Genomic DNA, 25,443 nt, shown 5'->3' with positions numbered 1-25,443 from the left:
CGCGCTGCGTTTCGACTCGTCGCTGCGCTCCTCGCTCAACGACCGGGTGACGCGCCCGCCCCCGGTCACTGCGCTCCTCGCTCGACGACCGGGGCCACGCGACCGTCCCGGTCGTTGAGCGAGCGCAGCGAGTCGAAACGCCCCGCGTCCCGCGCCCCGCGCCCGGTCAGGTCAGCGCGTCGCGCCGCCACAGCCCGGCGCACGCCGTGAGATCGCCCGCGTAGGTGTCCAGACGCAGCGCCCGGGTGGTGAAGGTACTCGCGCGCTGCGGTTCGGTCTCGTCGTAGTCGTCGGCAAGATCGGCGGCGCCGGCGGCCTCCACGCGGCAGAACGAGGCCGCGCGGTCGAGCGCGACGGCGAAGTCGCCGGTGAACACCCCGCGCAAGATCTCATCGACGAGGGTCATCAGCTCTTCCGGCCCCGCGGGTGTCGGAGCTCCCGCGACGACGTCGTCGACCGAGCGCAGCACTGCTCTCCCCCGCTCGTAGAGCAGGGCGGCGGTTGCGGCGTCATCACGCACCATCAGCTGCAGCAGGTAGAGGCGCCACAGCGTGCCCGGAAGCGACTTGGCCGGCGAGTGCGACCACAGCTCCGCAACCGTCTCGAGGCCGTGGGCGTCGGTGAATGTGATGAGCCGCTCAACGATGGCGTCCGTGGGCTCATCCCGCACCCGGGTGATCAGAGCGGATGCCGTCGCGTGCGCGATCCGCGACACGTCGGCCGGATCGGTGGAGCCGAAGCGACGGTCGAACGTGTCGGCGGGACGGTGGACGGGACGGTGGTAGTCCCGGGGCTCGTCGCTCATCCTTCCAGGCTACCGGCGGCCGACGCGGCGGGCTCAGGCGTTGGTCGGGATGGCGATGATGGGCTTCGTCGTCGGGTTGCCGTCGGGAGAGCCGCCGGCCTGCTCGATCGTCACGGCGATCGTGTCGCCGGGCTCCATCTTTCCGCTGAGCTCGGCCGTCGCCGCCGAGCCGGAGGCGTCGAAGGTTCCTGCCGCGATCGGCTGGCTGCCGCGCACGAACCATAGCTCGAAAGTGCGATCGCTCGGAAGCTCGGGCAAGCCGTCGGCGACAAGCACCACTTTGCCGACGCTGGACGACCAGTGGGCCGTGGCTTCGCCACCCTGGAAGCTCACCTGAGCCGACGAGGCGTCGGGCGCCGACTGGATCTGCTCCAGTGCGGTCACGGCGGCCGGGGTGCGCCACAGGTTCGTCACCGCTCCCGTGCCCCATCCAATCGCGACGAGCAGCGCGACCGAGGCGACGAGGGCAAAGAGGCCTCGGGTCCAGTTCCGACGCTGCACGGCCTGCACGACCTCTGTCGGCGGAGCAACCGCATCGGCCTCGGCGTGGTTCTCGCCTGTATCGGCGGATGCCGCGGCATCCGCCTCCGGCGACGGCGCCTCGGCGTCGATCGCGCGCATCAGCCGTGAGCGGAGGTCGAGCGGCGGAGCGACGGGCGGAATGCCGTCGGCCAACGCGTCGACGGTGGCGGCGTCGAGGCGGGCAATCCCATCCCACTCGGCGTGTGCGGCCAGGGCAGCCCGATAGGCGCGCTCGTCGTCGATCGACAACGCGTTCAGCGCGTGTCCTGCCGAGAGTTCGGCGAACTCGTCGGCTCCGATGTCTCGGCTCTCGCGGTCGTTCATGACGTCACCCCCATCTCCTGCCTCAGGCGCGACAAGCCGTCGCGCATCCTTGTTTTGATCGTCCCCAGGGGCGATCCCACCAGTGCGGCGATCTCGCTCTGAGAATATCCCCCGACGTATGACAGCAGCAGTGCTTCGCGCTGTGCATCCGGGAGCGCGTCCATCGCCCGGGCGACGCGCCTGCTTTCAATACGCAGGGCGACCTGGTCGTCGACGCTGTCCTGGCCGCTGTTCAGTTCGCGCAGACCCGCCTTCTCGTCGCGCTCCGTGCTGGCGCGGGTGGAACGCACCCGATCGACGGCGCGACGGTGGGCGATGGTGAGGACCCAGGACCGTCCCTGACCTTTGTTCGGAGCGAAGCCCGAAGCGGATTGCCAGACCTCGAGAAACACGTCCTGAAGCACTTCTTCGCTGAGCGCACGGTTGACCAGCACCCTCAGGATGAGTCCGAACGCGCGCGGCGCGAGCATGTCGTAGAGCTGTCCGAACGCGGCACGGTCGCCAGCGGCGATGCGCACCAGAAGCTCCCCGGCGTGATCGCGTGCCGGCGAATCCTCGGGTACGTCCACACCGTCGATGACCATCTCTCTCAGCATGCCGTATCACCGTCCTTATGTCGTGCAGCCCGCGCGCGGGTGGCGCGGAAACCCGTCGTCTGCTAAGCGCGCTGGTCCCCGCAGCGGGTGCGGACCCGCGAGCCCCTCGCCGGCCTCTGAACGTGGTTCGGGGACGGCGAAGGATCGGATTGATCTCGGAGCAGATAGGACGGATCCAAACTTTCTCCCATCCGATATCTCTCGGGCTCCGAAGGACCTGTCGAGACCGCACCACGCGGCTCGGCAGGACTAACCATTCCGCTCACATGGAGGACATCATGCTCAGCAAGACGAAGAAGATCACTGCCGCTCTGACGCTCACCCTCGCCGGCGCTTTCGCCCTGTCGGCATGTTCGATGGGTTCGTCGTCGACCTCGGCGACTACGCCCCCCGCGATGAGCGAAGAGACGCAGGCGATGACGCCGTCCCCGACCACCATGGACCCCGCCGCCAACCTCGTCGGCCCGGGTTGCGCCGCCTACGCCGAGGCCGTTCCGTCCGGCGCCGGCTCGGTCGAGGGCATGTCGCAGGCGCCGGTCGCCACGGCCGCCTCGAACAACCCGCTGCTGAAGACGCTCGTCGCCGCGGTGAGCGGCCAGCTGAACCCCGACGTCAACCTCGTCGACACGCTCAACGGCAGCCAGTTCACCGTCTTCGCGCCGGTCGATGACGCGTTCGCGAAGATCGACGCCGCCACGATCGACTCGCTGAAGACCGACAGCGCCGCGCTGACCAAGATCCTCACCTACCACGTGGTCCCCGGCCAGCTCTCGCCGTCGGAGATCGTCGGCACCCACAAGACCGTTGAGGGCGGCGACGTCACCGTCACCGGCTCGGGCGACAAGCTGATGGTCAACGGCGCCAACGTCATCTGCGGTGGCGTTCAGACCGCCAACGCCACGGTGTACCTGATCGACTCGGTGCTCATGCCCACCAACTGATCGTTTCGATCACCCCCGGTCGAGGCCGCCGGCGCACTGCGCGCCGGCGGCCTCGTCGCGTCGTCCGTGTCGTTCCGCACGCGAACGCCAGTTCTGCGGTGCCCTTTCGAGGGTGGCGATCGCGTGGCAGTTACGGCACCTCACATCGCACTTGTCGACGTCGTCCTGAATGATCCGGATACTGAATCCCTCTTTGACCAGCTGCATGACGTCCTTGCGCTTGGAGCTCTGGGGCCTGTGGTCGAAATCGAGAACCCGAATGTCGCCGATCCCGCAGTCCACGCACGGATGAGAACGCAGGTAGGCGAGCAGATGCTCTTTCGCCTCGATCCGACGCCTCGCCGTGCGAGCGACGACAACGCGCACATGTCGTTCACGATTCGCCGCGTAGTAACGCCGCGAAGACGCGCGGTTGCATTCGCGGCACGTCTCCTGAAGGCCATCCGGACGCCGCCGCTTGCGATTGAACTCCGTGAGCGACTTCGTCTCGTGACACGTGCCGCACTCTTTGGCAGTACCTGAACTGAGGACTTCTCGCGACGTCATGACGATGGTCTACAACCACCGTCGGACATCGAGTCGTGGTGCCCCCACAGGGACTCGAACCCTGGACCCACGGATTAACCTGCTGCACGAGGTTTCCCCCGCCACCGGGCGGCCGGCTTGCAGTCTGGACTATATCTTCACCTTCGGCCTGACCGGTCAGGTGCGCCGCGTGTAGTCTCTGAGGTTCCCTTGCGGTTACCTGCTGATTACCCAATCCCTCAGATTGTCACTGTCGGATGACACACATCCGACGAGTACCTCGGGCTCTCAGGGCGTCCCAGCATATAGCGGCGGTCATCCAGCGCATTTCTACGCTGGCGCTCCATTGTGTTCTGTTTGAAGTCCGTTGCTCTAACCAACTGAGCTATAGGGGCGGGATCAGCCTAGCAAGCGCGCAGCACCACGGCATCCATCGCCCGACTACCCTCGAAGCGTGGACGATCAGACAGGGGGCATCGATGCCGGGACGGTGCTCGACGACCGTTACCGCGTCGACGCGCTCATCGGCACCGGCGGTATGTCCCGCGTCTACGCGGCCCGCGACCTCCTGCTCGGCCGCACCGTGGCGATCAAGATCATCACGGCGACGGACGACGACCTCGATGCCGGGCAGCGGGTGCGCGCAGAGACCGCCGCGCTAGCCGCGCTCACCCACCCCCACCTGGTCGTTCTGCACGATGCGCGCCTGACCGGCCCCGGCCCGCGCTATCTCGTGATGGAACGCATCGACGGCCCGTCGCTGTCGGCGCGGCTGGCGGACGGTCCGATGACGGATGCCGAGGTCACCCGCATCGCCGGCGAACTCGCCGACGCGCTGAGCGCGGTGCACGCCGCCGGCATCGTCCACCGCGACATCAAACCGTCGAACATCCTGCTCGCTGCGAGCACGGCGCCCACCCGGCCGCCGCGGGCGAAGCTCGCCGACTTCGGCATCGCACACCTGCTCGGCTCCGATCGCATCACCCAGCCCGGCTCCCTCATCGGCACAGCGGCCTACCTGGCACCCGAGGTCGCGCTCGGGAACGCGCCCGCCCCGGCATCCGACGTCTACGCGCTCGGACTCGTCCTCCTCGAGGCGCTGACCGGGACACGTGCCTTCCCCTCCGCTCAGGGCGCCGCGCAGCTGCTCGCCCGGCTTGCGCAGGATCCCGCGATTCCCGATCATCTGTCCCCGCTCTGGGCGGAGCTTCTGCGGGCCATGCTCAGCCGCGACCCGGCCGCACGCCCGAGCGCCGCGGCCATCTCCGACACGCTCGCCGCTCCCCCACGCGAAACCAGCAACGACGAGACCCGTGTTCTCGCCACGCCGGAGCCGCCCACCGAGCCGGCAGCCGTCGCGGCGGCACGGTTCGATCACGCGGGAGCGACCGAGCGACAGTGGTGGCGACGGACGGGTGTCCTCGTCGGCGGGGGCGCGACGGTGATTGCGATCGTCGTCGCGCTGGCGGCGTGGTCGGGACTGTCCGGTGCACCGACCGTCGATCCCTCACCGACGGGAGTCGTGGACACGACCCCGACGCCCGCCGCGACCGATGCGAACACCGTCTCGAACCCTGAGAAGGCACCCGCGACCCCCGCGGCCCCGAAAGACAACGGAAACGGCAAAGGCGGCCCCGGCGGTAACAACGGGGGTGGCAAGGGCGGCGGGCCGGGCAAGGGCGGCGGCTGAGCGCCGCCTGCCCTGGTCCGATGCCGTGATCAGCTGCCCTGGACGGTGAAGGACACCGCCTGCACGATCTCTCCGATGACCCACACGATGAGCGAGATCGAGGCGATGAAGCCGACGACCGTCGCCGCGATCCAGGTCCACAGCGGCGCCCAGCCGCCGGCGACGGTGCGACGGCGCAGCACTACGGCGCGGCCGATCATGTAGACCGCGGATCCGAGGCCGAGCAGCACGAAGAACGACCACGCCCAGCCGAAGGGGGCGACGACGCCGCGGCGTTTCAGCTCGCGCCAGTCCAGCCAGCTGAACACGACGAACGCGGCGTAGAACACCCACCCGATCAGGGAGATGCCCAACGTGCGCGCCTCCCACGACATCAGCTCCGCCGGCACGCCGGTCATCCCCGACGAGGCCTCGCGCGACATCGCCACGACGGCTGCGATGTAGCCGTTCCAGTCGATGAGGAAGACCGACAGGATCGGCAGGACGGATGCCGCGACGGCCAACCACACCCAGACCGTGCTGGTCGGAACGTCGACGACGGGCGGGGTGGCCCCCGGGCCGGCGTAGGCGGGTGCGGCAGGATAGGCCGCAGAGCCGCCCATCGCCGGCGCGGCCTGCGGGGAGGAAGTCGGCGGCCCGACGGGCGCAGCAGGGGTGACGGGTGCGACAGGGGTGGTCGGCGCTCCGGGCGTCGGCGCGTACTCGCCGAACCGCGGCGCCGGCGCGGTCTGGGCGGTCCACTGCGTCCCGTCCCACCAACGGCGCGCCGTGGGGTCTGCGGGGTCCGGGTACCAACCGGCGGGGGCGCTCACGCTGCCGCTCCGACCAGCTCGGCGCCCGCGTGGGCGAGCTCGGCGAGCGCGGCGTCGGAGGTCTCCGGCGCGACCCCCGCGACCAGGTCGGTGAGCACGCGCACGTGAAGTCCGTGTTCGATCGCGTCGAGCGCCGAGGCGCGCACGCAGTAGTCGGTGGCGAGCCCCGCGACGTCGACCTCCGTCACGCCGTGGGCGCTCAGCAGCGCCGACACCTTCTCACCGGCATCCGTGGTTCCTTCGAACAGCGAGTAGGCGGGCATGCCCTGTCCTTTCTTCACGTGGTGGGTCACGGCATCCGTGACCAGTTCGGCGTCGTAGTCAGCGCCCGGTGTGTCTGCCACGCAGTGCACCGGCCACGTGTCGACGAAGTCGGGCTCCGCATCGGTTGCGAAGTGACCGCCGTTGTCGGTGTGGCCCTCGTGCCAGTCCCGCGAGGCGATGACGACGTCGTACTCGCTCCCGTGGGCGGACAGGTATGCCGTCAGCCCGCGCGCGACCGCGTCGCCACCGGAGACGGCGAGCGCCCCACCCTCCGTGAAGTCGTTCTGGACGTCGACGATGAACAGTGCTCTGGTCATACCACCGAGGCTAACCCTTCGACGCCGCGGCGGTCAGCGCGGCCCGTTCACAACTCCCGCGCGTCGTTCCGGTTCGACCGCCGCGAGCGGCGTGTCGCGGCCCCCTCCGACGGAATGGAGGAGTTCGGAACCGCGTCGACGTCGGCCCGCGCGAGGCGCGAGGGCCACCAGATGCGCCGCCCGAGGTCGTAGGTCGCCGCCGGCACGAGCAGCGAGCGCACCACGAAGGTGTCGAGCAGCACGCCGAAGGCGACGATGAACGCCAGCTGGGCGAGGAAGAGGATCGGGATCACACCGAGTGCGGCGAACGTCGCGGCCAGCACGAGCCCGGCAGAGGTGATGACGCCGCCGGTCGCGACGAGTCCGCGCAGGATGCCGGGGCGTGTGCCGTGCCGTTTCGACTCCTCCCGCACGCGCGACATCAGGAAGATGTTGTAATCGACGCCCAGAGCCACGAGGAAGACGAAGCCGTACAGCGGCACCGCCGGATCGGCTCCCGGGAAGTGGAACAGGTTGTCGAAGACCAACGCGCTGACTCCGAGCGCGGCACCGAACGACAGGATCACGCTCAGGATCAGGATGACCGGGGCGACGATCGCTCGCAGCAGCAGCATGAGGATGACGAGGATGACAGCCAGGATCACCGGGATGATGAGAGTGCGGTCGCGGATCGACGTGTCGTTCGTGTCGAGATCGATCGCGGTCGGTCCGCCGACGCGTGCGATATCGGCACCGAGCTCGCTGGTGAAGGTCGTCCGCAGGTCGCGTACGGTCTGCTCCGCGGCCAGCGAGTCGGCCTCGTCCGACAGCGTCGCGACCAACAGCACGTCGCCGTCGACCACCGTCGGCTGCGGCGGCGTCGCGCTCGGCGGACCGGCCAGCGTGTAGACCGCCGTACCGTCCTGCACCGAGACGCCGATCTGACCAGAGACGGTGTCTTTGGCGGTCGCTGCGACGGACTCGATGCCGGGCGCCTTCTCGAGCACGGTGACCGCATCCGCGACCCGGTCCTGGGGCACGACGATGTATGCGGGGCTCCCCGATCCCGCGGCGAAGTGCTGCGCGAGCACGTCCTGCCCGTCGCGGGCCTGCGAGGCTCCCAGCACCAGGTCGCTCTGCGGCACGCCATCGGCCTTCAGCTGCAGCACGCCGACGGATGCCGCGAGCAGCACGACCGTCGAGACGATCCATACCGGCCGCGCATGGCGCGCGACCAGACGGGCCTGGCGACCCCAGAACCCGCGAACGGGAGCGCTCGGGTCGGTGACGAGACGCTCGGCGTTGTCGCCCGGGTCGCCGTCGGCGCCCTTCGGGATGAAGGGCCAGAACGCCGCGCGCCCGAAGATCGCGAGAAGCGCGGGCAGGAAGGTGAGAGCGGACAGCACTGCGAAGGCGATGCCGATCGAGGCGATCGGTCCGAGCGCCCGGTTGCTGGCGAGGTCGCTCAGGAGCAGGCACAGCAGGCCGGCGATGACGGTGCCGCCGGACGCGATGATCGGCTCGAAGGCGCCGCGCCAGGCCATGACCGCGGCATCCCACCGTCGCGCACCCGTGCCGATCGCTTCGCGGAAACGTGCGGTGTACAGCAGGGCGTAGTCCGTGGCGGCGCCGATCACGAGGATGAAGAGGATGCCTTGGACCTGACCGTTGAGCACGAAGATGCCGGCCTTGGCCAGCCACCACACCGTCAGCAGCGCGACGCACAGAGCGAACGTCGAGGTCAGCAGCACGAGGATCGGCAGCAGCGGCGATCGGTAGACGATGACGAGGATGATGAACACGGCGCCGAGTGCGACGGCGAGCAGGATCCCGTCGATGCCCAGGAAGCCGGCCACCAGATCGGCGGTGAAGCCGGCGGGCCCGGTCACCCACGCCTCCAGGCCCGTCGGGAGGTTCTTCTCGATGCTCTCGCGGACGGCCTTGACCGTCTCACCGACGTCGCCCGAGGTCGAGATCGGCACGAAGAACTGCACCGCCTCGCCGTCGTCGGACGGGATCGCCGGGGAGACCTGCTCGACGCCCTCGACGTCGGAGATCGTGGCGGCGAGTTCGGTGATCTGGGTGAGCTGGGTGGCGCTCAGCGCTCCCTCACCGGTGACGACCACCACGGCCGGGATGCTGTCGCCGCCGGTGAACTGCGAGAGCCGCTCCTGCACCTGCGTCGACTCCGCCGACGACGGCAGGAACGAGGACTGATCGTTGGTGGCGACTTCGTCGATCTTGCCGAAGTACGGGCCACCGATCGAGCCGCCCACCAGCCAGATGAGGACGAGCAGAACGGGAATGCCGATACGCAGCCAGCGGGTGGGTGTGTCGGTGCGACGAGTCATGTCGCTAGCTTATCTAGTAATAAGCCGATCCTGCCAGCACGATGTGCGGCGGCGGCGTCACCCCCGTCAACCCCGTCACCCGCGTCACCCGCGGGCGAAGTAGAGCACCCACCCCGCGACGAGGCTGACCACGCCGAGCGCGAGCATGCCCGCCGCCGACCAGGTCAGCGCACGCAGCCCCGCCGCTCGCCGCTGCAGCCGCATCCGCCCCTGCCAGCCATGGCGGTACCAGATGGATGCCGCGGCGGCGTCGCCGATGACCGCGGCATCCGCCGCCGACAGCGGTGCACTGTTGGCGTCCCCGTCGGCGTCGAACCACCGCGCGACCGGCTGCTCACCGTCACGGTCGATGATCGCGTCGGCCGGCAGCCACGTGCCGTCCGCCGCCCACGCGATCACGACGGCGATCGCGAGGAGGAGAAAGGCGCCGAAACCGACCCAGGTGAAGATCTCGATCAGCGCGTCGATCGCGTGATCCATCGGTCTCCCCGAAGTCGGTGAAGAAGTGGAGCCGCCTAAGGGAATCGAACCCTTGACCTATTCATTACGAGTGAATCGCTCTGCCGTCTGAGCTAAGGCGGCGCAAGGAGCCGGAGCGCCATGCACGATCACCGATCTTACAGGGTCCGGAGCCCGGTCGCGAACCACGACGGCGACCGCCTCACCCGCGCGGTGTCGCCGTGTTACGGAGCGATTCCGCGACCTCGGTCGACTGTGCCTACCGTCGATCAGGCACCGCGACGAGGCGAGCGCGGGGAGCCGAGAGATCCCGCGCGACGCGGTGCCCCGATCCACAAGGAGCACCACCATGTCCCGAAAGTCCCTGGCCGCGATCCTGGCCGTTCCCCTTGCCCTTCTTCTGAGCGCCTGCGCGTCCGGCGCCGCCGCCCCCGCGGAGGGCACCGGCGGCGCGCAGGACCCCGTCCGCATCGGTGTCGTCGGCGCGGGCGACCCGTACTGGCAGACCTACAAGGATGCCGCGGCCGCCGAAGGGATCAACGTCGAGATCGTGAACTTCGACGCCTACGACCAGCCCAACCCCGCCCTGTCTGCGGGCGAGCTCGACCTCAACCAGTTCCAGCACATCATCTACCTCGCGACCTACAACGTGAAGGCAGGTGACGATCTGGTCCCGGTCGGTGCGACCGCGATCTACCCGCTGGGCCTGTACTCGACGAAGTACAAGAGCGTCGCGGACATCCCGAACGGTGGCACGATCGCCGTCCCCAACGACGAGTCCAACCAGGCACGCGCCCTGCTCGTGCTGCAGTCGGCCGGTTTGATCTCGCTCAAGGGCGGCGGATCGATCTTCTCGACCGTGGCCGACATCGAGCCCGGCTCCACGGTGAAGGTCGAGGCCGTGGCCGCCGACTTCACGGCATCCTCTCTTCCCGACTTCGCCGGCGCCGTGGTCAACAACGACTTCGTCGCAAAGTCCGGGCTCACCAAGGATCAGTTGCTCGCACAGGATGACCCCGCCGACCCGGCGGCCTTCCCGTACATCAACGTCTTCGCCGCGAAGGCCAAGGATGCCGACAACCCGACGTATCAGAAGCTCGTGAAGATCTACCAGGAGACGGCATCGGTGCAGCAAGGGGTGCTCGACGCATCCGGCGGCAGCGCCGTGCTGCTGAAGACGCCGGTCGCCGACCTCGTCAGCTCGCTGAACAAGACCGAGGACGACATCCGCGCCCAGCAGTGACCGCCGCGCATGCGGCCCCGCCTCCGGGCAGGGCCGCATGCGCGCGTTCGTCGTCCGTCCATCGACACCGAGCGAGATCTCATGAGCCTCATCCGACTGGTCTCCGCGACCAAGACCTATCCGCCGCAGACGAAGGGCGCTCCACCCGTCGTCGCCCTCGACGACGTCTCGCTTCAGATCGCTGCCGGCGAGGTGTGCGGCGTCATCGGCTACTCGGGGGCGGGCAAGTCCACCCTCCTGCGCCTGATCAATGCCCTCGAGATCCCCACGACAGGTGCGGTCGAGATCGACGGCACCGACATCACGCGACTGCCCGAACGGCAGCTGCGCAGCCTTCGCTCCGACATCGGGATGATCTTCCAGCAGTTCAACCTCTTCGACTCGCGCACCGTCGCGGGCAACATCGCCTACCCGCTCGAGGTCGCCGGCAGGCCGCGGAACGAGATCCGCCATCGCGTGGCCGAGCTGCTCGACTTCGTCGGCCTCGCCGCCCGGGCGAACGCCTACCCGGAACAGCTCTCGGGCGGGCAGAAGCAGCGCGTCGGCATCGCCCGCGCTCTCGCGACGAGCCCTCGCATCCTCCTCGCCGACGAGGCCACGAGCGCCCTCGACCCCGACACCACACAGGAGGTGCTCGCTCTCCTGCGGCGCGTGAACCGTGAACTCGGCGTGACGATCGTGCTCATCACGCACGAGATGGACGTGATCCGGGTCATCGCCGACCGCGTCGTCGTCATGGAGGGCGGTCGTGTCATCGAGTCCGGCAGCGTGTTCGACGTACTCTCCGCCCCCCAGCACCCCGCCACCGCACGCTTCGTGGCGAGCGTCATCGACGAGGTCCCCCGCGGAGCCGACCTTGCTGCACTGCGCGCGCGGCACGACGGGCGCATCGTCACCCTCGACGTCCGCGAGGGCGAGGGTTCCGCGCAGGCCGAGGTCTTCGCGATCCTTGCCGCGCACGGCGTGAGATTCGAAGTCGTCCACGGCGGTATCAACGACATCCACGGTCGAGTGTTCGGCCACCTCACCCTCGCGCTCACCGGCGAGGCGGATGCCGTGGAGCGCGCACTGGCGGCGGCATCCACCGTCGCTCGTCTGACCGAGGAGGACACTCGTGGATAGGCTCATCACTCTTCTGCCGCAGCTCTGGGACGCGACGGTCGAGACCCTCTACGTCGCCTCCGCCGGGCTGCTGCTCGGCGGCCTCGGCGGCCTGGTGCTCGGAATGGCGCTCTACGCCACGCGGGCCGGCAGCCTCTTTCCCCACCGCGTGGTGTTCGGGGTTCTCAACGTCATCGTGAACACTTTCCGTCCGATACCGTTCATCATTCTGCTCGCCGCCGTCCAACCGATCGCCCGCGGCATCGGACTTCCCGGCATCGGCGTGCCGTTCGCGATCTTCGCGATCACGATCGCGTCGCTGTTCGCGATCAGTCGCATCGTCGAACAGAACCTGCTGACGGTGCGCCCGGGAGTGGTGGAGGCGGCGCGCGCCGCGGGAGCGAGCCGCTCGAGGATCCTGTTCCGACTGATCCCGCGCGAGGCGCTCGGCCCGCTCCTGCTGGGTTACACCTTCGTCGTCGTCGCCCTCGTGGACATGACGGCGATGGCCGGCGCCATCGGCGCCGGCGGTCTCGGCGAGTTCGCCATCAACTACGGCTTCAAACAGTTCAACCCGTGGGTGACGTGGTCGGCGGTGCTCGTGATCATCGTCATCGTGCAGCTCGTGCAGTTCGTGGGCAACGCCCTCGCTCGACGCGTCCTGCGTCGTTAGCGATCAGCAGGTGAGGCCGTTCGTCGGCACGGTGCCGTCGACGAGATAGGACTCCACGGCCTTGTCGACGCAGGCGTTGCCCTTGTTGTAGCCGGTGTGGCCCTCGCCTTGGCGGGTGATCAGCACGCCCGAAGACAGCTGCTGCGCGAGCGACACCGACCACTCGTACGGGGTCGCCGGGTCGTTCGTCGTGCCGACGACGACGATCGGCGCCGCCCCGTCGGCGGTGATCTTCTCGCGCACACCGGTCGGCGGATACGGCCACACCTCGCAGACGTCGACGCCCTGCCAGTACGGGGCGATCGTCGGCGCCTTCTGCTTCACGATCGCATCGGCAGCATCCTTGTCGGCCTGCGAGGTGTCGAGCGGATAGTCCATGCAGTTGTAGGCACGGAACGCCTCGGTCGAGTTGTCCTGATAGGTGCCGTTCGAGCGCGCGTAGTAGAAGTCTGCGAGCTGGAACGCGGTGTCGGGCTTGCCGGCGAGGGCATCCGAGAGCGCGGTGGACAGATACGTCCAGCTGTCCTGCGAGTAGAGGGCGGCGATGATCGCCGTCATGAGCGTGTCAGCCCCCAGCTTGCGGCCGTCCGAGGCGGTGAGCGGTACGCGATCGACGCTGGCCAGCAGAGTGCCGAGCGCCGCCATACCCTCATCGACCGTGCCGGAGAACGGACAGCTGCGGCTCTGCAGGCAGTCCGCCATGTACGCCCGCAGCGCCGACTCGAACCCGATCGCCTGCGTCGTGCTCACGTCGAGCCCGGAAACCGACGGATCGATCGCGCCATCGAGCACGAGTCGTCCGACCCGTTCGGGGAACAGCTTGGCGTAGGTCGCGCCCAGGAAGGTGCCGTAGGAGTAGCCGAGATAGTTGAGTTTGGTGTCCCCGAGCACGGCGCGCAGCAGATCCATGTCGCGCGCCGCATTGTCGGTGGTGATGTACTTCAGGATGCCGCCACTGTTCGCCTCGCACGCAGCGACGAAGTCGCGGTTTCGCGCCGTCAGCTCATCGGTCCACCCCTGACTGCCTCGCGGATCGGTGGGAATGTCGAAGAGGTACGCGTCCATCGCCGACGGATCGAAACACCGAACGGCGGTCGAGCGCCCCACGCCGCGGGGGTCGAAGCCGATGACGTCGTAGGCATCCGACAGCGCCGAGCCCACGGCGAAAGACGAGGACTGGGCGATGAGGTCGTACCCGCTCGCCCCCGGGCCACCCGGGTTGGTCAGAAGCGAGCCGATCGGAGCCCCGTCGCTCGCGGCGCGACGGATGACGGCAAGGTCGATCGTGCCGACCGCGGGGTCGGACCAGTCCAACGGCGCCGACACGGTCGTGCAGTCGAAACGGCCGGCGTCGGTCCCGGTGCACGCCTTCCAGTCGAGTGCCTGCCCGTAGAACTGCTCGAACCCGGCCGGAACGCCCTCGACGTCCGGCTGGCGGCTCGGTGCCGGCGTGCTCGCACTCTCTGGCGGAATCGCCGCATACAGGCAGCCGGTGAGCATCGTGGATGCCGCGGCGACGGATGCGACGGCGATCAGCGCTCGGCGCATGAGGGTTCTGCGGGGACGGCGGGGTGTCTCGGTCACAGGGTCCTCCCGCTCGCGACGGTCACGAGCATGCTCTCCAGGGCCAGGGCGGGGGCGGCGTTGCCCTCCAGGTTGCTTCGGGTGGCGGCGATGGCGTCGAGCACGACCAGCGTGCGCGGAGCCGTCCACGCCGCCGCGAGGGCGGCCAGTTCATCGGCCAACTCTCGGTTGATGAGATCGTCACCGCGACCGAACTGCAGCATCAGCACGTCACGGAACATCGACTCGAGATCGGTCAGGACGCGGTCGATGCCGTCACGCAGACTCCGCGTCGCTCGGCGCTTCTGGTCGTCCTCGAGCGCGCTGAGCTGACTGCGCACGGCGGGCGGCACCGCGGCTCCCGGCGTGATGCCCAGCGTCCGCAACAACGCCTCACGCTCGGCGTCGTCGCGTTCGGCGGTCAGCGCCTTGGCGTCGTCGGTGGCGACCTGGACGATGCGCGCCGCCGTCTCGACGGCGGACCCGACGCCACGCACCGACATCACGGCACGCAGGGTCTCGTCACGGCGTGCCCGCGCGTCGGCATCCGTCGCAAGGCGCACGGCCATGCCGATGTGACGCTGCGACAGCCGCGCCGCCTGCTCGGCGGTCTGCTCGTCGACGCCCGTGCGCGCGACGATGAGCCGGGCGACGTCGGCGACGTCGGGCTCGCGCAGGCGGAGAGTGCGCACCCGCGAACGGATCGTGGGCAGGAGGTCGGCCTCGCTCGGCGCACAGAGAATCCACACGGTGCGCTCGGGCGGCTCTTCGAGCGCCTTGAGCAGCACGTTGCTGGTGCGCTCGATCATGCGATCGGCGTCTTCCATCACCATGACGCGGTACCGGCCCAGCGACGGAGAGAAATAGGAGCGTTCGACGAGGGCGCGCGCATCCTTGATGGAGATGATGACGCCCTCGGTGCGCAGCGCCGTGAGGTCGGGGTGCGTTCCCGCGAGCACCTGGCGCATCGCCGCCTCGTCGCCCGGCTCAGCGATGAGCGCGGCGGCGAAGGCCGCAGCCAGCGTCGAGCGCCCCGACCCGGCGGGCCCGGTGATCAGCCATGCGTGGGCGAGCTGACTGGGGTCGGATGCCGCGGCCTGCAGCTGCTGCAGCGCCTCATCCTGACCCCATACCTCGCCCCACGGCAACGCGGCGCGGGATCGATCTGCCGTGGCGATCGCCGAATCCGCACTCATGAGCCCAGCCTACGGGCAGGTGCCGACAGCCCACCGCCGATCGGGTCGTGCCGCGGAGGTGACACCTCAGGCCAGCAGAGGGCGGATGCGATCGCGGACAGCGGCGGCGAGCTCGTCCTCCGACCGTGCCGCGTCGAGCACGAGAAAGCGGCGTGGATCGGCCGCCGCGAGGGCGAGGAAGGCGTCGCGGACCCGCTCATGGAACGCGCTCTTCTCGGCCTCGAGACGGTCGAAGGGCTTGTCCGCCGCGTCGAGGCGCCGCCGCGCGACAGCCGGGTCGAGGTCGAGCAGCACCGTCAGATCCGGCAGCGCCCCCTCGGTGGCCCACATCGACAGATCCCGCACCTGCTCGGCATCCAGCACGCGTCCCGCGCCCTGGTAGGCCACGGAGGAATCGAGATAGCGGTCCTGAATCACCACGTCGCCGCGCGCCAGCGCCGGCCGCACGAGCGTGGCCACGTGCTGCGCGCGGTCCGCGGCGTACAACAGCGCCTCGGCCCGCGACGCGACCTCGCCGCGATGGTGCAGCACGATCTCGCGGATGAGCACACCCACCTCCGTGCCGCCGGGTTCGCGCGTGCGCACGACGGTGCGCTGCTGCTCACGCAACCAGGTCTCCAGACGCGTGGCCTGCGTGGTCTTGCCGGTGCCGTCGCCGCCTTCGAAGGTGACCCAGATCCCGCGGGTCATTTCTTCTTGGCGGCCGGCTTGCGCGTGGTCGTCGCTCGCCGGGTGGTGCGCTTGGGCGCGGGACCTTTGGCGCGCTTGTCCGCCAGCATCTGCACGGCGACCTCGAACGTGATGTCATCGGCGGTCTGGCCGCGCGGAATGGTCACATTCGTGGTGCCGTCGGTCACGTACGCGCCGAACCGGCCATCCTTGATGCGGATGGGCTTGGCCGACACGGGGTCGGCCTCGAACTCCTTCAGGAAGCTCGCGGCGCGGTTCGCGTACTTGGGCTGCGCATAGATCTCCAGCGCCTGCTCGAGCGTGATGTCGAAGATCTGGTCCTCGCTCGTGAGCGAGCGCGAGTCCGTGCCCTTCTTCAGGTACGGGCCATAGGGGCCGTTCTGGGCCGTGATCGGAGTCTGCGTCTCCGGTTCGACGCCGACGGTGCGCGGCAGCGAGAAGAGCTTCAGAGCGGTCTCGAGGTCGATGGTCTCGGGCGACATGCTCTTGAACAGCGACGCACGGCGCGGCTTGGGTGCTTCGACCTTCTTCTTGGCGACGCGCTTCTTCGGGGCGCCTTCGGTAGCGACCGGCTCGGGCTCGGACTCGGGCTCTGCGGGCAGCACCTCTTCGAGGTAGGGACCGAAGCGTCCATCCTTGACGACGATGTCCCGCCCGTTGTCCGGGTTCTGCCCGAGCACCCGGTCGCCGGCGATCGGCGCGTCGATGAGCTCACGAGCCTTGTCGGGGGTGAGCTCGTCGGGGGCCAGATCGCTCGGGACGTTGACGATGCGCGTCGTGCCGTCATCGTTGGGCACGTCGAGGTACGGCCCGTAGCGTCCGAAGCGGAGTGTGGCGACGTCGCCGATCTTGGTGGCGTTGATCTCGCGCGCGTCGATCTCGCCGAGGTTGTCGAGGATGTGGCGCAGACCGACGTGGTTCTCGGAGCCGAAGTAGAACTCGTTCAGCCACGCGACCCGCTGCTGCTCGCCGCGGGCGATCGCGTCGAGATCGTCTTCGAGCGCCGCGGTGAAGTCGTAGTCCACGAGGTCGGCGAAGTGCTCCTCGAGCAGTCGGACGACGCTGAACGCGAGCCAGCTCGGAACCAGTGCCTGGCCCCGCTTGGTGACGTACTCGCGATTGATGATGACGTCGATGATGCTCGCGAAGGTGGATGGGCGGCCGATCCCCTTCTCCTCGAGCGCCTTGACCAGCGAAGCCTCCGTGTAGCGGGGCTTCGGGCTCGTCGCGTGGCCCTTGGGCTCGACGTCGCTCAGAGAGAGCACGTCGCCGACGGCGAGCGCCGGAAGGGACTGATCGTCGGACTTGTCCGCGTCGCCGCGCTTCTCGTCCCGTCCCTCTTCGTAGGCCTCGAGGAAACCTTTGAAGGTGTAGACGGTTCCCGACGCGGTGAACGCGGCCGTCCGACCTGCGGCTTCGGTCTCGAGCGTCACCGTGGTCGTTTCGTACTTCGCATCCGACATCTGCGAGGCGACGGTGCGCTTCCAGATGAGCTCGTACAGACGCAGCTCGTCGCGGTCGAGCGAGGACGCGACGGATGCCGGGGTGCGGAACGCATCACCGGAGGGGCGGATCGCCTCGTGGGCCTCCTGCGCGTTCTTGCTGTTGTTGCGGTAGCTGCGCGGGTTGACCGGCACGGCCTTGTCGCCGTAGAGGGCGACGGCCTGGGTGCGCGCGGCGGTGACGGCCTGCGTCGACAGGGCCGTCGAGTCGGTGCGCATATAGGTGATGAAGCCCTTCTCGTAGAGCCGCTGCGCGACGCCCATGGCGTGCTTGGCGCTCATCGAGAGCTTGCGTCCGGCCTCCTGCTGCAGGGTGGAGGTGGTGAACGGGGGCTTCGGGCTGCGGGTGCCGGGCTTGGCTTCGACGGCGGTGACGGTGGCGTCGCCTCGCGTCTCGATCGCGGTGGCAAGTTCACGCGCCTGCGACTCCGTCAGCACGACGACGGCCTTCTTGAGCTGACCGGCGTCGTCGAAGTCGGTGCCGCGGGCCAGCGGCGCGCCGTCGAGGCGGGCGAGGCGCGTGGCGAAAGACTCCTGTCCGGAGGCGGCGAGTGCCTCCACATCCCAGTAGGAGGCCGAGACGAACGCCATCCGCTCACGCTCGCGATCGACGACCAGGCGGGTGGCCGCCGACTGCACGCGCCCGGCGGAGGTGCCCTGACCGACCTTGCGCCGGGTGACGTCGGACACGTCCCACCCGTACAGGCGGTCGAGGATGCGGCGTGTCTCCTGAGCGTCGACCAGCGCGAGATCGAGCTCGCGGGTGTTGTCGACGGCGGCGCGGATGGCGTCCTTGGTGATCTCGTGGAACACCATGCGCTTGACGGGGACCTTGGGCTTGAGTGCCTCCAGGAGGTGCCACGCGATGGCTTCGCCTTCGCGGTCTTCATCGGTTGCGAGCAGGAGCTCGTCGGCGTTCTTCAGGGCGCGCTTGAGTTCGGCGACGGTCTTCTTGCCGCGCTCGCTCTCCACGTACAGCGGAGTGAAGCCGTTCTCGATGTCGATCGAGTACTTCCCGACCGAGGTCTTCTTCAGTTCGGCGGGAATGTCCTTCTTGTCCGCAAGGTCACGAATGTGACCGACCGAGCTGAGCACCTCGTATCCGTCGCCCAGGTATCCCTGGATCGACTTCATCTTCGTCGGCGACTCGACGATGACGAGCTTCTTGCCCCCAGCACTCTTGACAGCTGCCACGTGGCGTCCTTTCTCCGATGCACACCATACACACCGCCCCATGGGGAAGACGCTGGGAGCGGGCCGGTCATTCCCTCCCCGACGGCGGTCCGGCACGCGCGCGGGCTTCGGCGCCGAGCAGGCCGCCGCCGACGCGAACGCGAACGGTGGCGGTCATCTCGACGACCGCGCACGCGATGAGTTCCGCCCCCACGGAGGCGGCCACCTCGGCCGCGCGATCGCACGGCACGCCGATCGCAGCTCCGGTCACGGCATCCGCGGCGGCGAGAGCCGCGGCGTCGGCCGCTCCCGCCGCGCGAGCGGAGTGGACCGAGGCGGCGCCGACCGCGCCGACTCCCACCGCTGCCGCCGCGGCGACGGCGAGAGCGCCGAGCGCGGCGGCGGACCCGGCCATCAGACGGACTCCCCACCGCGCGCGTCGAACGTATCCGCCGACACCATGCTCACCGCCCGCCGTCGAGAGCGCAGGAGCGCGCGCTCAGCTCGGGAAGGGGCAACGGCACGCGGACGCCGGCGGAGGCCGTCACGCAGACGAGGTCGCCGTCCGCGGCGATCGCATCGAGACGCGCATCGGCGATGGTCGCAACGAGCTCGGCGACCCGATCGGGCTCGCCGCGAGCGGCGAGTCGCGCGGCCTGTGCAACCGCCTGCTCGAGACGCACGAGGCGACCGACGGCGCTCAGAGAGCCCGCGGTCAGGGCGATGAGAAGGACCACCGCGGGCACGATGACGGCGAATTCGGCAGTCGCGGATCCGCCGTCATCGCACCGGCGGATCATGCGACCGTCAGGGCGCGGCGGACGAGGTCGGTGAGGATGCCGCGGACCTCATCGCTGCGCATGATCATGACGAGCAGCCCGGCGAAGGCCACGGCGGCCATGGTGGCCACGGCGTACTCCGCGGTGGCCGCCCCCGACTCGTCGGCGTAGAGCTCGCGCGCACGTCGCAGCGTGAGCGGCGGCAGAGCGGTGGCCCCGCCGCTCGTGAGCGTGATGGGCGAAGGATGGAACATGCAGAGTCCTACTTTCTCTCGGTGTGGAAGGGGGCACGTCAGGCCGCCGGCGATCCCGCGGACGTGAGGAGGGGCGTCGAACCGCTGAGGACCGAGATCAGCAGGGGCGCGACGCCGAGCAGAAGGAAGGCGGGCAGGGTGCAGACACCCATCGGCAGGAGCAGCCGAGAGCTGAGGCGAGCGGCGCGCAGCCGGCCGTCCGTGCGCGCCCTGCGACGCTGCTCTGCCGCGTCCGCACGCAGCAACTCCACCGCGCGCGCACCGGCACGTCGTGAGAGCCGAAGCATCGCGTGGACGTCGGCTTCGATCTCGCCCGCGCCCGCAGCGGTGGTCACGGCGAGGGCGCGCTCGACCGACACGCCCCCGCTGAGAGCGATCGCCACGATCTCGCTCTGTAGCCCCGCCAGCCCCCTGTCGGGCTCCGCCCGAGCGACGAGGCGCGCCGTCCAGAGGCGCGCTGCGAGCATGAGCGCGGCGCCGGTGGCGATGCAGCCGATTCCGACCGGGTGCACCAGCACCGCGGCCACGTCGAATCCGAGGGCGACCCCGAGAAGGATCGCGACGGCAGGCAACCACGCGACGAGGCGCGCCGTGGCCCGAGGGTCGGCAAGGGCCACAGCGACGTCATCGCGCATCTCGGCAGCTGATCGCAGCGCGCCGGCGAACTGGCGAAGACTCGGCGCCAGCGGAGCTCCGACCGTCTGGGCGACGCGCCAGGCCACCGCGACGTCGGTCCACGCCCCTCCCAGCCGATCCATGTTCTCCGTCGGATCGAGCAGCGGGTGGTGCTGCGGAGGGGGAACGCCCTCCGCCTCCCCTCCGCCGTCGTCGGGCGCAGCGTCGCCGAGGAGGCGCAGCGCCGTGGCATCGCCGTCCTCCGCCAACAGTGACCACGCCTGCGCCGGCGCGACACCGGCCTCCAGCAGGACGGCGAGCCTCTGCAACGTCTCGGCGGCCTCCGTGGCCTCAGCCGGGGCAGCCTTCATGGCACGGCCGCCATTTCCAACCGACCATGGCAGTCGAGCCCGGGCCGGGCGAAACCGACCACGCGACGAATGCCGTCCGGACCGCGCTCGACGTGCACCACGACACCGATCGCGCTGACGACGTGGCGCGCGAGCGCCCGATCGTCCATTCCGGCGAGAGCGCCCAGCGCTTCGAGCCGAGCGGGCAGATCGGCGATACGGCCGACGTGCACCGTGCCCGCGCCGCCCTCGTGACCCGTGTTCAGGGCGGTCAGCAGTTCGCGGACCTCCTCGCCACGGCACTCTCCGACGACCAGCCGATCGGGCCGCATCCGCAGGGCTTCGCGGACGAGACGCGACAGCGGAACCGCGCCGGCGCCTTCGAGATTCGGTTGGCGCGCTTCGAGACGCACGTGGTGCGGATGGTCCACCCGCAACTCGGCGACGTCCTCGATCGTGACGATTCGCTCGTGCGGCGGTACCCGGCCCAACAGCGCCGACAGCAGCGTGGTCTTGCCCGCACCCGTCGCGCCCGACACCAGGATGTTGCGACGCGCCGCCACGAGCTTCTCGAGCCGCCTGTGGGTCTCGGCATCGCAGAGGCCGCGACGGGCGAGCTCATCGAGATCGGGGACGTCGACCTGCGGCAGACGGATCGATATGGCCGTGCCCGTGCACGCGACGGGGGGAAGCACGGCGTGCACGCGCGCGCCGTGCTCCCACCGCACGTCGACCACGGGCGAGGCGTCGTCGAGGTGGCGCCCGCCGATTCCGACGAGCGCGACGGCCAGCGCGCGCAGCTCATCGGCATCCGCCCGCCACTCGACGACCGGCACGGCCCCGGCGCCGCGGTCGACGAACAGGCCGTCTGTGCCGTTGATGAACACGTCCGTCACCTCGGGATCGCTCAGGAGGTGACGAAGGGGCTCGAGGGCCGGGTGATCGGGAAGGCGCCGGCGTCGCGCACGACGCAGCGGAACCGGCCCCGACGCCATCGCGGGCTCCGCCGCGTCGGCGCGGACACGCGCGACGGACTCGACGCCACGCTCATCGACGACGAACCGGCGTACCGCCTCCGGAACGCGACGTGTGCCGCGGCGGTGGGCGACGAAAGGCTCGGACATACCCCGACGCTACGTGCGCGGCGCGCGGCGACGGCCGGGCGCGACCTCACCCGTGAGGAACGCAGCGATCGCCCTCCCTGGGGAGGAGCCGACGGGGCGGAAAGAGAGAAGGCGGCATCCCATAGGGGGAGATGGGATGCCGCCACGCGACATCCCGGAATCGGGGGTGGTCGGGAGTCGCGCTGCCTGAATCGAAGTTCGGCCGGATCGAGCATACGCAGACGTCCAGCCCCGCTCCACTCGAAAACGCGTGTCGACGCTGATATATCGGTGAAACCACGGACCCGCGCCGCAGGGCTCGCCCCCTCCTTCCGGAGGTAGTGCCGTGTCGGTCGCGGTCGCTAGATTTCGTGAGTCGTCCGGGACCCGATCCCGCCACCGCCGCAAAGGAGCGCGCAGATGAGCAGCCAGATCGACCACCTGCTGAATGAAACCCGCCGGTTCGCCCCCTCCCCCGAGTTCGCCGCGGATGCCGTCGCCACCGCCGGTCTGTACACGCAGGCGGATGCCGACCGCGACGGCTTCTGGGCGGAGCAGGCCCGGAGCCTGCACTGGCACACCCCGTTCACCCAGGTCCTCGATTGGACGAACCCGCCGTTCGCCCAGTGGTTCGCCGACGGCGAGCTGAACGTGGCGTACAACTGCCTCGACCGCCATGTCGCGGCCGGCAACGGCGACCGCGTCGCGCTGCTGTGGGAAGGCGAGCCCGGCGATGAGCGCCGCATCACCTACGCCGAGCTGACCGAGGAGGTCAAGCGGACGGCGAACGTGCTGGAGCAGCTCGGCATCGGAGCCGGCGACCGCGTCGCCATCTACCTGCCGATGATCCCCGAAGCGATCGTCGCGATGCTCGCGGTCGCCCGCATCGGCGCCATCCACTCCGTGATCTTCGGCGGGTTCTCGGCCGACAGCCTGCGCTCGCGCATCGACGACGCGGGAGCGAAACTCGTTATCACCGCCGACGGCGGATACCGCAAGGGACGTGTCTCGCCCCTCAAGCCGGCCGTGGACCAGGCCCTGGGCGACCGCGGCGAGGGGCTGCAGGAGAGCGTGGAGCACGTGCTGGTGGTGCGCCGCACGGACAACGAGATCTCCTGGACCGAGGGCCGAGACATCTGGTGGCACGAAGCGGTTCCCGCGGCATCCGCCGAGCACGAGGCGCAGCCGTTCCCGGCGGAGAACCCGCTGTTCATCCTCTACACCTCGGGCACGACCGGAAAGCCCAAAGGCATTCTGCACACCTCGGGCGGCTATCTGACGCAGGCGGCGTTCACCAACCGGGTCGTGCACGACCTGCACCCGGCCTCGGACGTCTTCTGGTGCACGGCCGACATCGGCTGGATCACCGGGCACTCCTACGTCACGTACGGTCCGCTCGCCAACGGCGCCACCCAGGTGCTCTACGAGGGCACGCCCGACGCGCCGCATCCGGGCCGGTGGTGGGAACTGGTGGAGAAGTACGGCGTGACCATCCTGTACACCGCGCCGACGGCGATCCGTTCGTTCATGAAGCTCGGCCGCGAGATCCCGCAGAAGTTCGATCTGTCCTCGCTGCGTCTCCTCGGCTCTGTGGGCGAGCCCATCAACCCCGAGGCATGGATGTGGTACCGATCGATCATCGGCGGTGATGCGGCCCCCATCGTCGACACGTGGTGGCAGACCGAGACGGGCGCGATCATGGTGTCGGCACTGCCCGGAGTCACCGAGACCAAGCCGGGATCGGCTCAGGTGCCGCTTCCCGGAATCGGCATCGACGTCGTCGACGACGAAGGCACGCACGTCGGCAACGGCAACGGGGGCCTGCTGGTCATCACGAAGCCGTGGCCCTCGATGCTGCGCGGCATCTGGGGCGACCCGGAACGGTTTGTCGAGACCTATTGGGAGAAGTTCCAAGACAAGGGCTTCTACTTCGCGGGCGACGGCGCGCGCCTGGACGATGACGGCGACGTCTGGTTCCTCGGCCGGGTCGACGACGTGATGAACGTGTCCGGGCACCGTCTGTCGACGACAGAGATCGAGTCGGCGCTCGTGGGCAACGAAGCGGTGGCCGAGGCCGCGGTGGTCGGTGCCGCCGACGACACGACGGGCCAGGCGGTGGTCGCGTTCTGCGTGCTGAAGGAGTCGTTCCTCAAGGCGCACGACGTCGACGGCATCGTGGACGTCCTCCGCCGGTGGGTCGGCGAGCAGATCGGCCCCATCGCACGCCCGCGTGATGTGTACATCGTCACCGAGCTGCCGAAGACCCGCTCCGGAAAGATCATGCGTCGGCTCCTGCGCGACGTGGCCGAGGGACGCGAGGTCGGCGACACCACGACGCTGGCCGACACCATGGTCATGTCGACGATCCAGTCGAAGGTCACGAAGAAGTAGGGCCCCATCGGCCGCCGCGGCCGATCGGAGGGCGGCGCGTCAGTTCGCGCCGTCCTCCTGTGCCGACCGGCGCCGCCGGATCTCCGCCTCGAGGCGCGCAGCACGCTCCTCCCGCGCGAGATCGGCCAGCTGCTGCTCGGTCGTGCGGGTATCGCGCATCGGGGATGCCGCGGCCGGCGGCTCCGCCTCACGTGACCACCGTCGAGGGTCGCCGAAGCTCATCGGTTCGGACGCCCTGCCCCATTCGCGACCGAGCGCGAACCAGAGGACCGATCCCACGAGGGGCAGCAGGATGATGAAGATGATCCAGGCGAACTTCGGCAGGTGGCGCACCTGATCGTCGCGCCTCGTGATCGCATCGACGAGCGCGGCGACCATGATGACGAAGACCAGCAGAGCGAGGAACGGCATACCTCCACCCTGGCGGCGTCATCGCCTCCGCGCAACGGGTGGGTGCACGAGGATCAGGCGATGGAGAAGACGACCTCGACCTCGACGGGGCTGTCCAGCGGCAGCACCGGCACGCCGACGGCGGAACGGGCATGGCGTCCGGCGTCACCGAAGATGTCGCCGAGCACATCGCTGGCGCCGTTGATGACACCGGGCTGACCGGTGAACTCCGGCACGGACGCGACGAACCCGGTCACCTTGACGACGCCCACCAGCCGATCGATGTCGCCCACGACGGCTGCCGCCGCCGCGAGGGCGTTCAGCGCGCTCTGGCGCGCCAGGTTCTTGGCGTCGGATGCCGCAACCAGCCCGTCTCCCTCGCCGACCTTGCCTGTGGCCGGCAGCGCACCCGAGACCATCGGCAACTGGCCCGAGGTGTAGACGAGATCGCCGTGAACGACGGCGGGGACGTACGACGCGACCGGAGGAACCACGGAGGGGAGCTCGATGCCGAGCTCATTCAGACGGGCGGCGATGCTCATGCGTCCTCCCCGAACTGCTGGGCGGCGACCGCCGCCGCGCCGAGGCCCGCGTTCGCGGTGCCCGCGCCGACGGGGCGCTTGAAGTACGCGACGAGTCCACCTTCGGGTCCGGGGACGACCTGAACCAGTTCCCACCCCTGCTTGCCCCAGTTGTTGAGGATCGCGGCGGTGTTGTGGATCAGCAGAGGGGTCGTGAGGTACTCCCACGTGGTCATGCGGACTCCCGGATTCGGTGTAGCCAGTGGTGGCGCGCCCGCGCGCACCGAGGGATCCCCCAGGGTTCTCCCTTACGA

General features: G+C 69.4%; 26 protein-coding genes and 1 tRNA gene. 6 read left to right on the top strand and 21 right to left on the bottom strand.

Annotated features, from left to right (window positions below):
- Positions 1-166: 166 nt before the first annotated feature.
- The 3 genes from CEP17_RS01105 to sigK are packed head-to-tail and all read right to left on the bottom strand — an operon-like array spanning position 167 to position 2,247.
- Positions 167-805, bottom strand: coding sequence for a hypothetical protein (locus CEP17_RS01105; protein ID WP_039411775.1), 639 nt, complete (start codon positions 803-805; stop codon positions 167-169).
- Positions 806-838: 33 nt separating this feature from the next.
- The gene (locus CEP17_RS01100; RefSeq protein WP_204359845.1) at positions 839-1,651 is read right to left on the bottom strand and encodes an anti-sigma factor; all 813 of its coding nucleotides are present in this window, start codon (positions 1,649-1,651) and stop codon (positions 839-841) included.
- The gene (gene sigK, locus CEP17_RS01095; RefSeq protein WP_039411773.1) at positions 1,648-2,247 is read right to left on the bottom strand and encodes an ECF RNA polymerase sigma factor SigK; all 600 of its coding nucleotides are present in this window, start codon (positions 2,245-2,247) and stop codon (positions 1,648-1,650) included. Before sigK ends, CEP17_RS01100 begins: the two co-directional genes overlap by 4 nt.
- Positions 2,248-2,525: 278 nt before the next feature.
- Between sigK and CEP17_RS01090 the strand changes: the two genes are divergently transcribed.
- A complete protein-coding gene (locus CEP17_RS01090; protein WP_039412417.1) occupies positions 2,526-3,188 on the top strand; it encodes a fasciclin domain-containing protein in 663 nt (220 codons plus the stop codon).
- Between the two features lie 9 nt (positions 3,189-3,197).
- Here the strand turns inward: CEP17_RS01090 and CEP17_RS01085 are convergent, their stop codons facing one another.
- A complete protein-coding gene (locus tag CEP17_RS01085) occupies positions 3,198-3,734 on the bottom strand; it encodes a hypothetical protein (protein ID WP_162722373.1) in 537 nt (178 codons plus the stop codon).
- Positions 3,735-4,167: 433 nt separating this feature from the next.
- Between CEP17_RS01085 and CEP17_RS01080 the strand changes: the two genes are divergently transcribed.
- On the top strand, positions 4,168-5,403 hold the full coding sequence (locus CEP17_RS01080) for a serine/threonine-protein kinase (RefSeq protein WP_112930942.1): 1,236 nt from the start codon (positions 4,168-4,170) through the stop codon (positions 5,401-5,403).
- A gap of 29 nt (positions 5,404-5,432) precedes the next feature.
- Here the strand turns inward: CEP17_RS01080 and CEP17_RS01075 are convergent, their stop codons facing one another.
- The 5 genes from CEP17_RS01075 to CEP17_RS01055 all read right to left on the bottom strand — a co-directional run bounded on the left by CEP17_RS01075 (position 5,433) and on the right by CEP17_RS01055 (position 9,708).
- A complete protein-coding gene (locus tag CEP17_RS01075) occupies positions 5,433-6,215 on the bottom strand; it encodes a DUF2510 domain-containing protein (RefSeq protein ID WP_112930941.1) in 783 nt (260 codons plus the stop codon).
- Positions 6,212-6,796 (bottom strand): isochorismatase family protein, encoded by a 585-nt coding sequence (locus tag CEP17_RS01070; protein ID WP_112930940.1) that lies wholly within the window; start codon positions 6,794-6,796, stop codon positions 6,212-6,214. Before CEP17_RS01070 ends, CEP17_RS01075 begins: the two co-directional genes overlap by 4 nt.
- Positions 6,797-6,843: 47 nt before the next feature.
- Positions 6,844-9,126 (bottom strand): MMPL family transporter, encoded by a 2,283-nt coding sequence (locus tag CEP17_RS01065; protein WP_112930939.1) that lies wholly within the window; start codon positions 9,124-9,126, stop codon positions 6,844-6,846.
- 84 nt (positions 9,127-9,210) lie between these two features.
- Positions 9,211-9,606, bottom strand: a complete 396-nt coding sequence (locus CEP17_RS01060) for a hypothetical protein (RefSeq protein ID WP_112930938.1) — start codon at positions 9,604-9,606, stop codon at positions 9,211-9,213.
- Between the two features lie 26 nt (positions 9,607-9,632).
- Positions 9,633-9,708, bottom strand: a tRNA-Thr gene (locus CEP17_RS01055).
- A 226-nt stretch (positions 9,709-9,934) separates the two neighbouring features.
- On the opposite strand from CEP17_RS01055, the gene CEP17_RS01050 reads away from it, so the two are divergent.
- The 3 genes from CEP17_RS01050 to CEP17_RS01040 all read left to right on the top strand — a co-directional run bounded on the left by CEP17_RS01050 (position 9,935) and on the right by CEP17_RS01040 (position 12,602).
- A complete protein-coding gene (locus CEP17_RS01050) occupies positions 9,935-10,828 on the top strand; it encodes a MetQ/NlpA family ABC transporter substrate-binding protein (RefSeq protein ID WP_036315991.1) in 894 nt (297 codons plus the stop codon).
- An 81-nt stretch (positions 10,829-10,909) separates the two neighbouring features.
- Positions 10,910-11,950 carry a methionine ABC transporter ATP-binding protein gene (locus CEP17_RS01045; protein ID WP_112930937.1) on the top strand — a complete coding sequence of 347 codons (1,041 nt, stop codon included), beginning with the start codon at positions 10,910-10,912 and terminating at the stop codon, positions 11,948-11,950.
- Positions 11,943-12,602: an ABC transporter permease subunit gene (locus CEP17_RS01040; protein ID WP_016464466.1), complete on the top strand. Its 660-nt coding sequence runs from the start codon at positions 11,943-11,945 to the stop codon at positions 12,600-12,602. The genes CEP17_RS01045 and CEP17_RS01040 overlap by 8 nt, the downstream gene beginning before the upstream one ends.
- 3 nt (positions 12,603-12,605) lie before the next feature.
- On the opposite strand, the gene CEP17_RS01035 is transcribed toward CEP17_RS01040, so the two are convergent.
- The 9 genes from CEP17_RS01035 to CEP17_RS00995 form a co-directional block, all read right to left on the bottom strand.
- Positions 12,606-14,186: an alpha/beta hydrolase gene (locus CEP17_RS01035; protein ID WP_112930936.1), complete on the bottom strand. Its 1,581-nt coding sequence runs from the start codon at positions 14,184-14,186 to the stop codon at positions 12,606-12,608.
- Positions 14,183-15,361, bottom strand: coding sequence for a DNA polymerase III subunit delta' (locus CEP17_RS01030; protein WP_051039436.1), 1,179 nt, complete (start codon positions 15,359-15,361; stop codon positions 14,183-14,185). Before CEP17_RS01030 ends, CEP17_RS01035 begins: the two co-directional genes overlap by 4 nt.
- Positions 15,362-15,427: 66 nt before the next feature.
- Positions 15,428-16,051, bottom strand: coding sequence for a dTMP kinase (gene tmk, locus CEP17_RS01025; RefSeq protein WP_112930935.1), 624 nt, complete (start codon positions 16,049-16,051; stop codon positions 15,428-15,430).
- Positions 16,048-18,747: a type I DNA topoisomerase gene (gene topA / locus CEP17_RS01020; RefSeq protein WP_112930934.1), complete on the bottom strand. Its 2,700-nt coding sequence runs from the start codon at positions 18,745-18,747 to the stop codon at positions 16,048-16,050. Before topA ends, tmk begins: the two co-directional genes overlap by 4 nt.
- A 67-nt stretch (positions 18,748-18,814) precedes the next feature.
- Positions 18,815-19,141: a hypothetical protein gene (locus CEP17_RS01015; RefSeq protein ID WP_036316007.1), complete on the bottom strand. Its 327-nt coding sequence runs from the start codon at positions 19,139-19,141 to the stop codon at positions 18,815-18,817.
- 49 nt (positions 19,142-19,190) lie between these two features.
- Positions 19,191-19,463 carry a TadE family protein gene (locus tag CEP17_RS01010; protein WP_239498555.1) on the bottom strand — a complete coding sequence of 91 codons (273 nt, stop codon included), beginning with the start codon at positions 19,461-19,463 and terminating at the stop codon, positions 19,191-19,193.
- A 59-nt stretch (positions 19,464-19,522) separates the two neighbouring features.
- Positions 19,523-19,759, bottom strand: coding sequence for a DUF4244 domain-containing protein (locus CEP17_RS01005; protein ID WP_036286284.1), 237 nt, complete (start codon positions 19,757-19,759; stop codon positions 19,523-19,525).
- 38 nt (positions 19,760-19,797) lie between these two features.
- Complete coding sequence (locus tag CEP17_RS01000) at positions 19,798-20,745, bottom strand: pilus assembly protein TadB (protein ID WP_112930933.1); 948 nt, start codon at positions 20,743-20,745, stop codon at positions 19,798-19,800.
- Positions 20,742-21,848, bottom strand: a complete 1,107-nt coding sequence (locus tag CEP17_RS00995) for a TadA family conjugal transfer-associated ATPase (protein WP_112930932.1) — start codon at positions 21,846-21,848, stop codon at positions 20,742-20,744. Before CEP17_RS00995 ends, CEP17_RS01000 begins: the two co-directional genes overlap by 4 nt.
- Before the next feature lie 399 nt (positions 21,849-22,247).
- Between CEP17_RS00995 and acs the strand changes: the two genes are divergently transcribed.
- Positions 22,248-24,218, top strand: a complete 1,971-nt coding sequence (gene acs / locus CEP17_RS00990) for an acetate--CoA ligase (RefSeq protein ID WP_112930931.1) — start codon at positions 22,248-22,250, stop codon at positions 24,216-24,218.
- A gap of 39 nt (positions 24,219-24,257) precedes the next feature.
- Here acs and CEP17_RS00985 read toward each other — a convergent pair whose 3' ends face one another.
- Genes CEP17_RS00985 through CEP17_RS00975 form a run of 3 tightly spaced genes read right to left on the bottom strand, consistent with a single transcriptional unit; the run spans position 24,258 to position 25,365 of the window.
- The gene (locus tag CEP17_RS00985; protein ID WP_112930930.1) at positions 24,258-24,629 is read right to left on the bottom strand and encodes a PLD nuclease N-terminal domain-containing protein; all 372 of its coding nucleotides are present in this window, start codon (positions 24,627-24,629) and stop codon (positions 24,258-24,260) included.
- Positions 24,630-24,682: 53 nt separating this feature from the next.
- The gene (locus tag CEP17_RS00980; protein ID WP_112930929.1) at positions 24,683-25,150 is read right to left on the bottom strand and encodes a RidA family protein; all 468 of its coding nucleotides are present in this window, start codon (positions 25,148-25,150) and stop codon (positions 24,683-24,685) included.
- Positions 25,147-25,365 carry a DUF4177 domain-containing protein gene (locus tag CEP17_RS00975; protein WP_036317087.1) on the bottom strand — a complete coding sequence of 73 codons (219 nt, stop codon included), beginning with the start codon at positions 25,363-25,365 and terminating at the stop codon, positions 25,147-25,149. The genes CEP17_RS00980 and CEP17_RS00975 overlap by 4 nt, the downstream gene beginning before the upstream one ends.
- Positions 25,366-25,443 lie beyond the last annotated feature (78 nt).

The organism is Microbacterium sp. PM5 (assembly GCF_003293595.1).
GTDB lineage: Bacteria > Actinomycetota > Actinomycetes > Actinomycetales > Microbacteriaceae > Microbacterium.
This window is presented reverse-complemented; position numbering and strand designations above follow the sequence as displayed.

Excerpts from the sequence above, each read along its gene's own strand:
- CEP17_RS01000 (WP_112930933.1), bottom strand. The coding sequence starts at position 20,745 with ATGAAGGCTGCCCCGGCTGAGGCCACGGAGGCCGCCGAGACGTTGCAG.
- CEP17_RS01105 (WP_039411775.1), bottom strand. The coding sequence starts at position 805 with ATGAGCGACGAGCCCCGGGACTACCACCGTCCCGTCCACCGTCCCGCC.
- CEP17_RS00975 (WP_036317087.1), bottom strand. The coding sequence starts at position 25,365 with ATGACCACGTGGGAGTACCTCACGACCCCTCTGCTGATCCACAACACC.
- CEP17_RS00995 (WP_112930932.1), bottom strand. The coding sequence starts at position 21,848 with ATGTCCGAGCCTTTCGTCGCCCACCGCCGCGGCACACGTCGCGTTCCG.
- CEP17_RS01065 (WP_112930939.1), bottom strand. The coding sequence starts at position 9,126 with ATGACTCGTCGCACCGACACACCCACCCGCTGGCTGCGTATCGGCATT.
- CEP17_RS00980 (WP_112930929.1), bottom strand. The coding sequence starts at position 25,150 with ATGAGCATCGCCGCCCGTCTGAATGAGCTCGGCATCGAGCTCCCCTCC.
- CEP17_RS01090 (WP_039412417.1), top strand. The coding sequence starts at position 2,526 with ATGCTCAGCAAGACGAAGAAGATCACTGCCGCTCTGACGCTCACCCTC.
- sigK (WP_039411773.1), bottom strand. The coding sequence starts at position 2,247 with ATGCTGAGAGAGATGGTCATCGACGGTGTGGACGTACCCGAGGATTCG.
- CEP17_RS01060 (WP_112930938.1), bottom strand. The coding sequence starts at position 9,606 with ATGGATCACGCGATCGACGCGCTGATCGAGATCTTCACCTGGGTCGGT.
- tmk (WP_112930935.1), bottom strand. The coding sequence starts at position 16,051 with ATGACCCGCGGGATCTGGGTCACCTTCGAAGGCGGCGACGGCACCGGC.
- CEP17_RS01030 (WP_051039436.1), bottom strand. The coding sequence starts at position 15,361 with ATGAGTGCGGATTCGGCGATCGCCACGGCAGATCGATCCCGCGCCGCG.
- CEP17_RS01070 (WP_112930940.1), bottom strand. The coding sequence starts at position 6,796 with ATGACCAGAGCACTGTTCATCGTCGACGTCCAGAACGACTTCACGGAG.
- acs (WP_112930931.1), top strand. The coding sequence starts at position 22,248 with ATGAGCAGCCAGATCGACCACCTGCTGAATGAAACCCGCCGGTTCGCC.
- CEP17_RS01085 (WP_162722373.1), bottom strand. The coding sequence starts at position 3,734 with ATGACGTCGCGAGAAGTCCTCAGTTCAGGTACTGCCAAAGAGTGCGGC.
- CEP17_RS01015 (WP_036316007.1), bottom strand. The coding sequence starts at position 19,141 with ATGGCCGGGTCCGCCGCCGCGCTCGGCGCTCTCGCCGTCGCCGCGGCG.
- CEP17_RS01100 (WP_204359845.1), bottom strand. The coding sequence starts at position 1,651 with ATGAACGACCGCGAGAGCCGAGACATCGGAGCCGACGAGTTCGCCGAA.
- CEP17_RS01045 (WP_112930937.1), top strand. The coding sequence starts at position 10,910 with ATGAGCCTCATCCGACTGGTCTCCGCGACCAAGACCTATCCGCCGCAG.
- CEP17_RS00985 (WP_112930930.1), bottom strand. The coding sequence starts at position 24,629 with ATGCCGTTCCTCGCTCTGCTGGTCTTCGTCATCATGGTCGCCGCGCTC.
- CEP17_RS01005 (WP_036286284.1), bottom strand. The coding sequence starts at position 19,759 with ATGTTCCATCCTTCGCCCATCACGCTCACGAGCGGCGGGGCCACCGCT.
- CEP17_RS01050 (WP_036315991.1), top strand. The coding sequence starts at position 9,935 with ATGTCCCGAAAGTCCCTGGCCGCGATCCTGGCCGTTCCCCTTGCCCTT.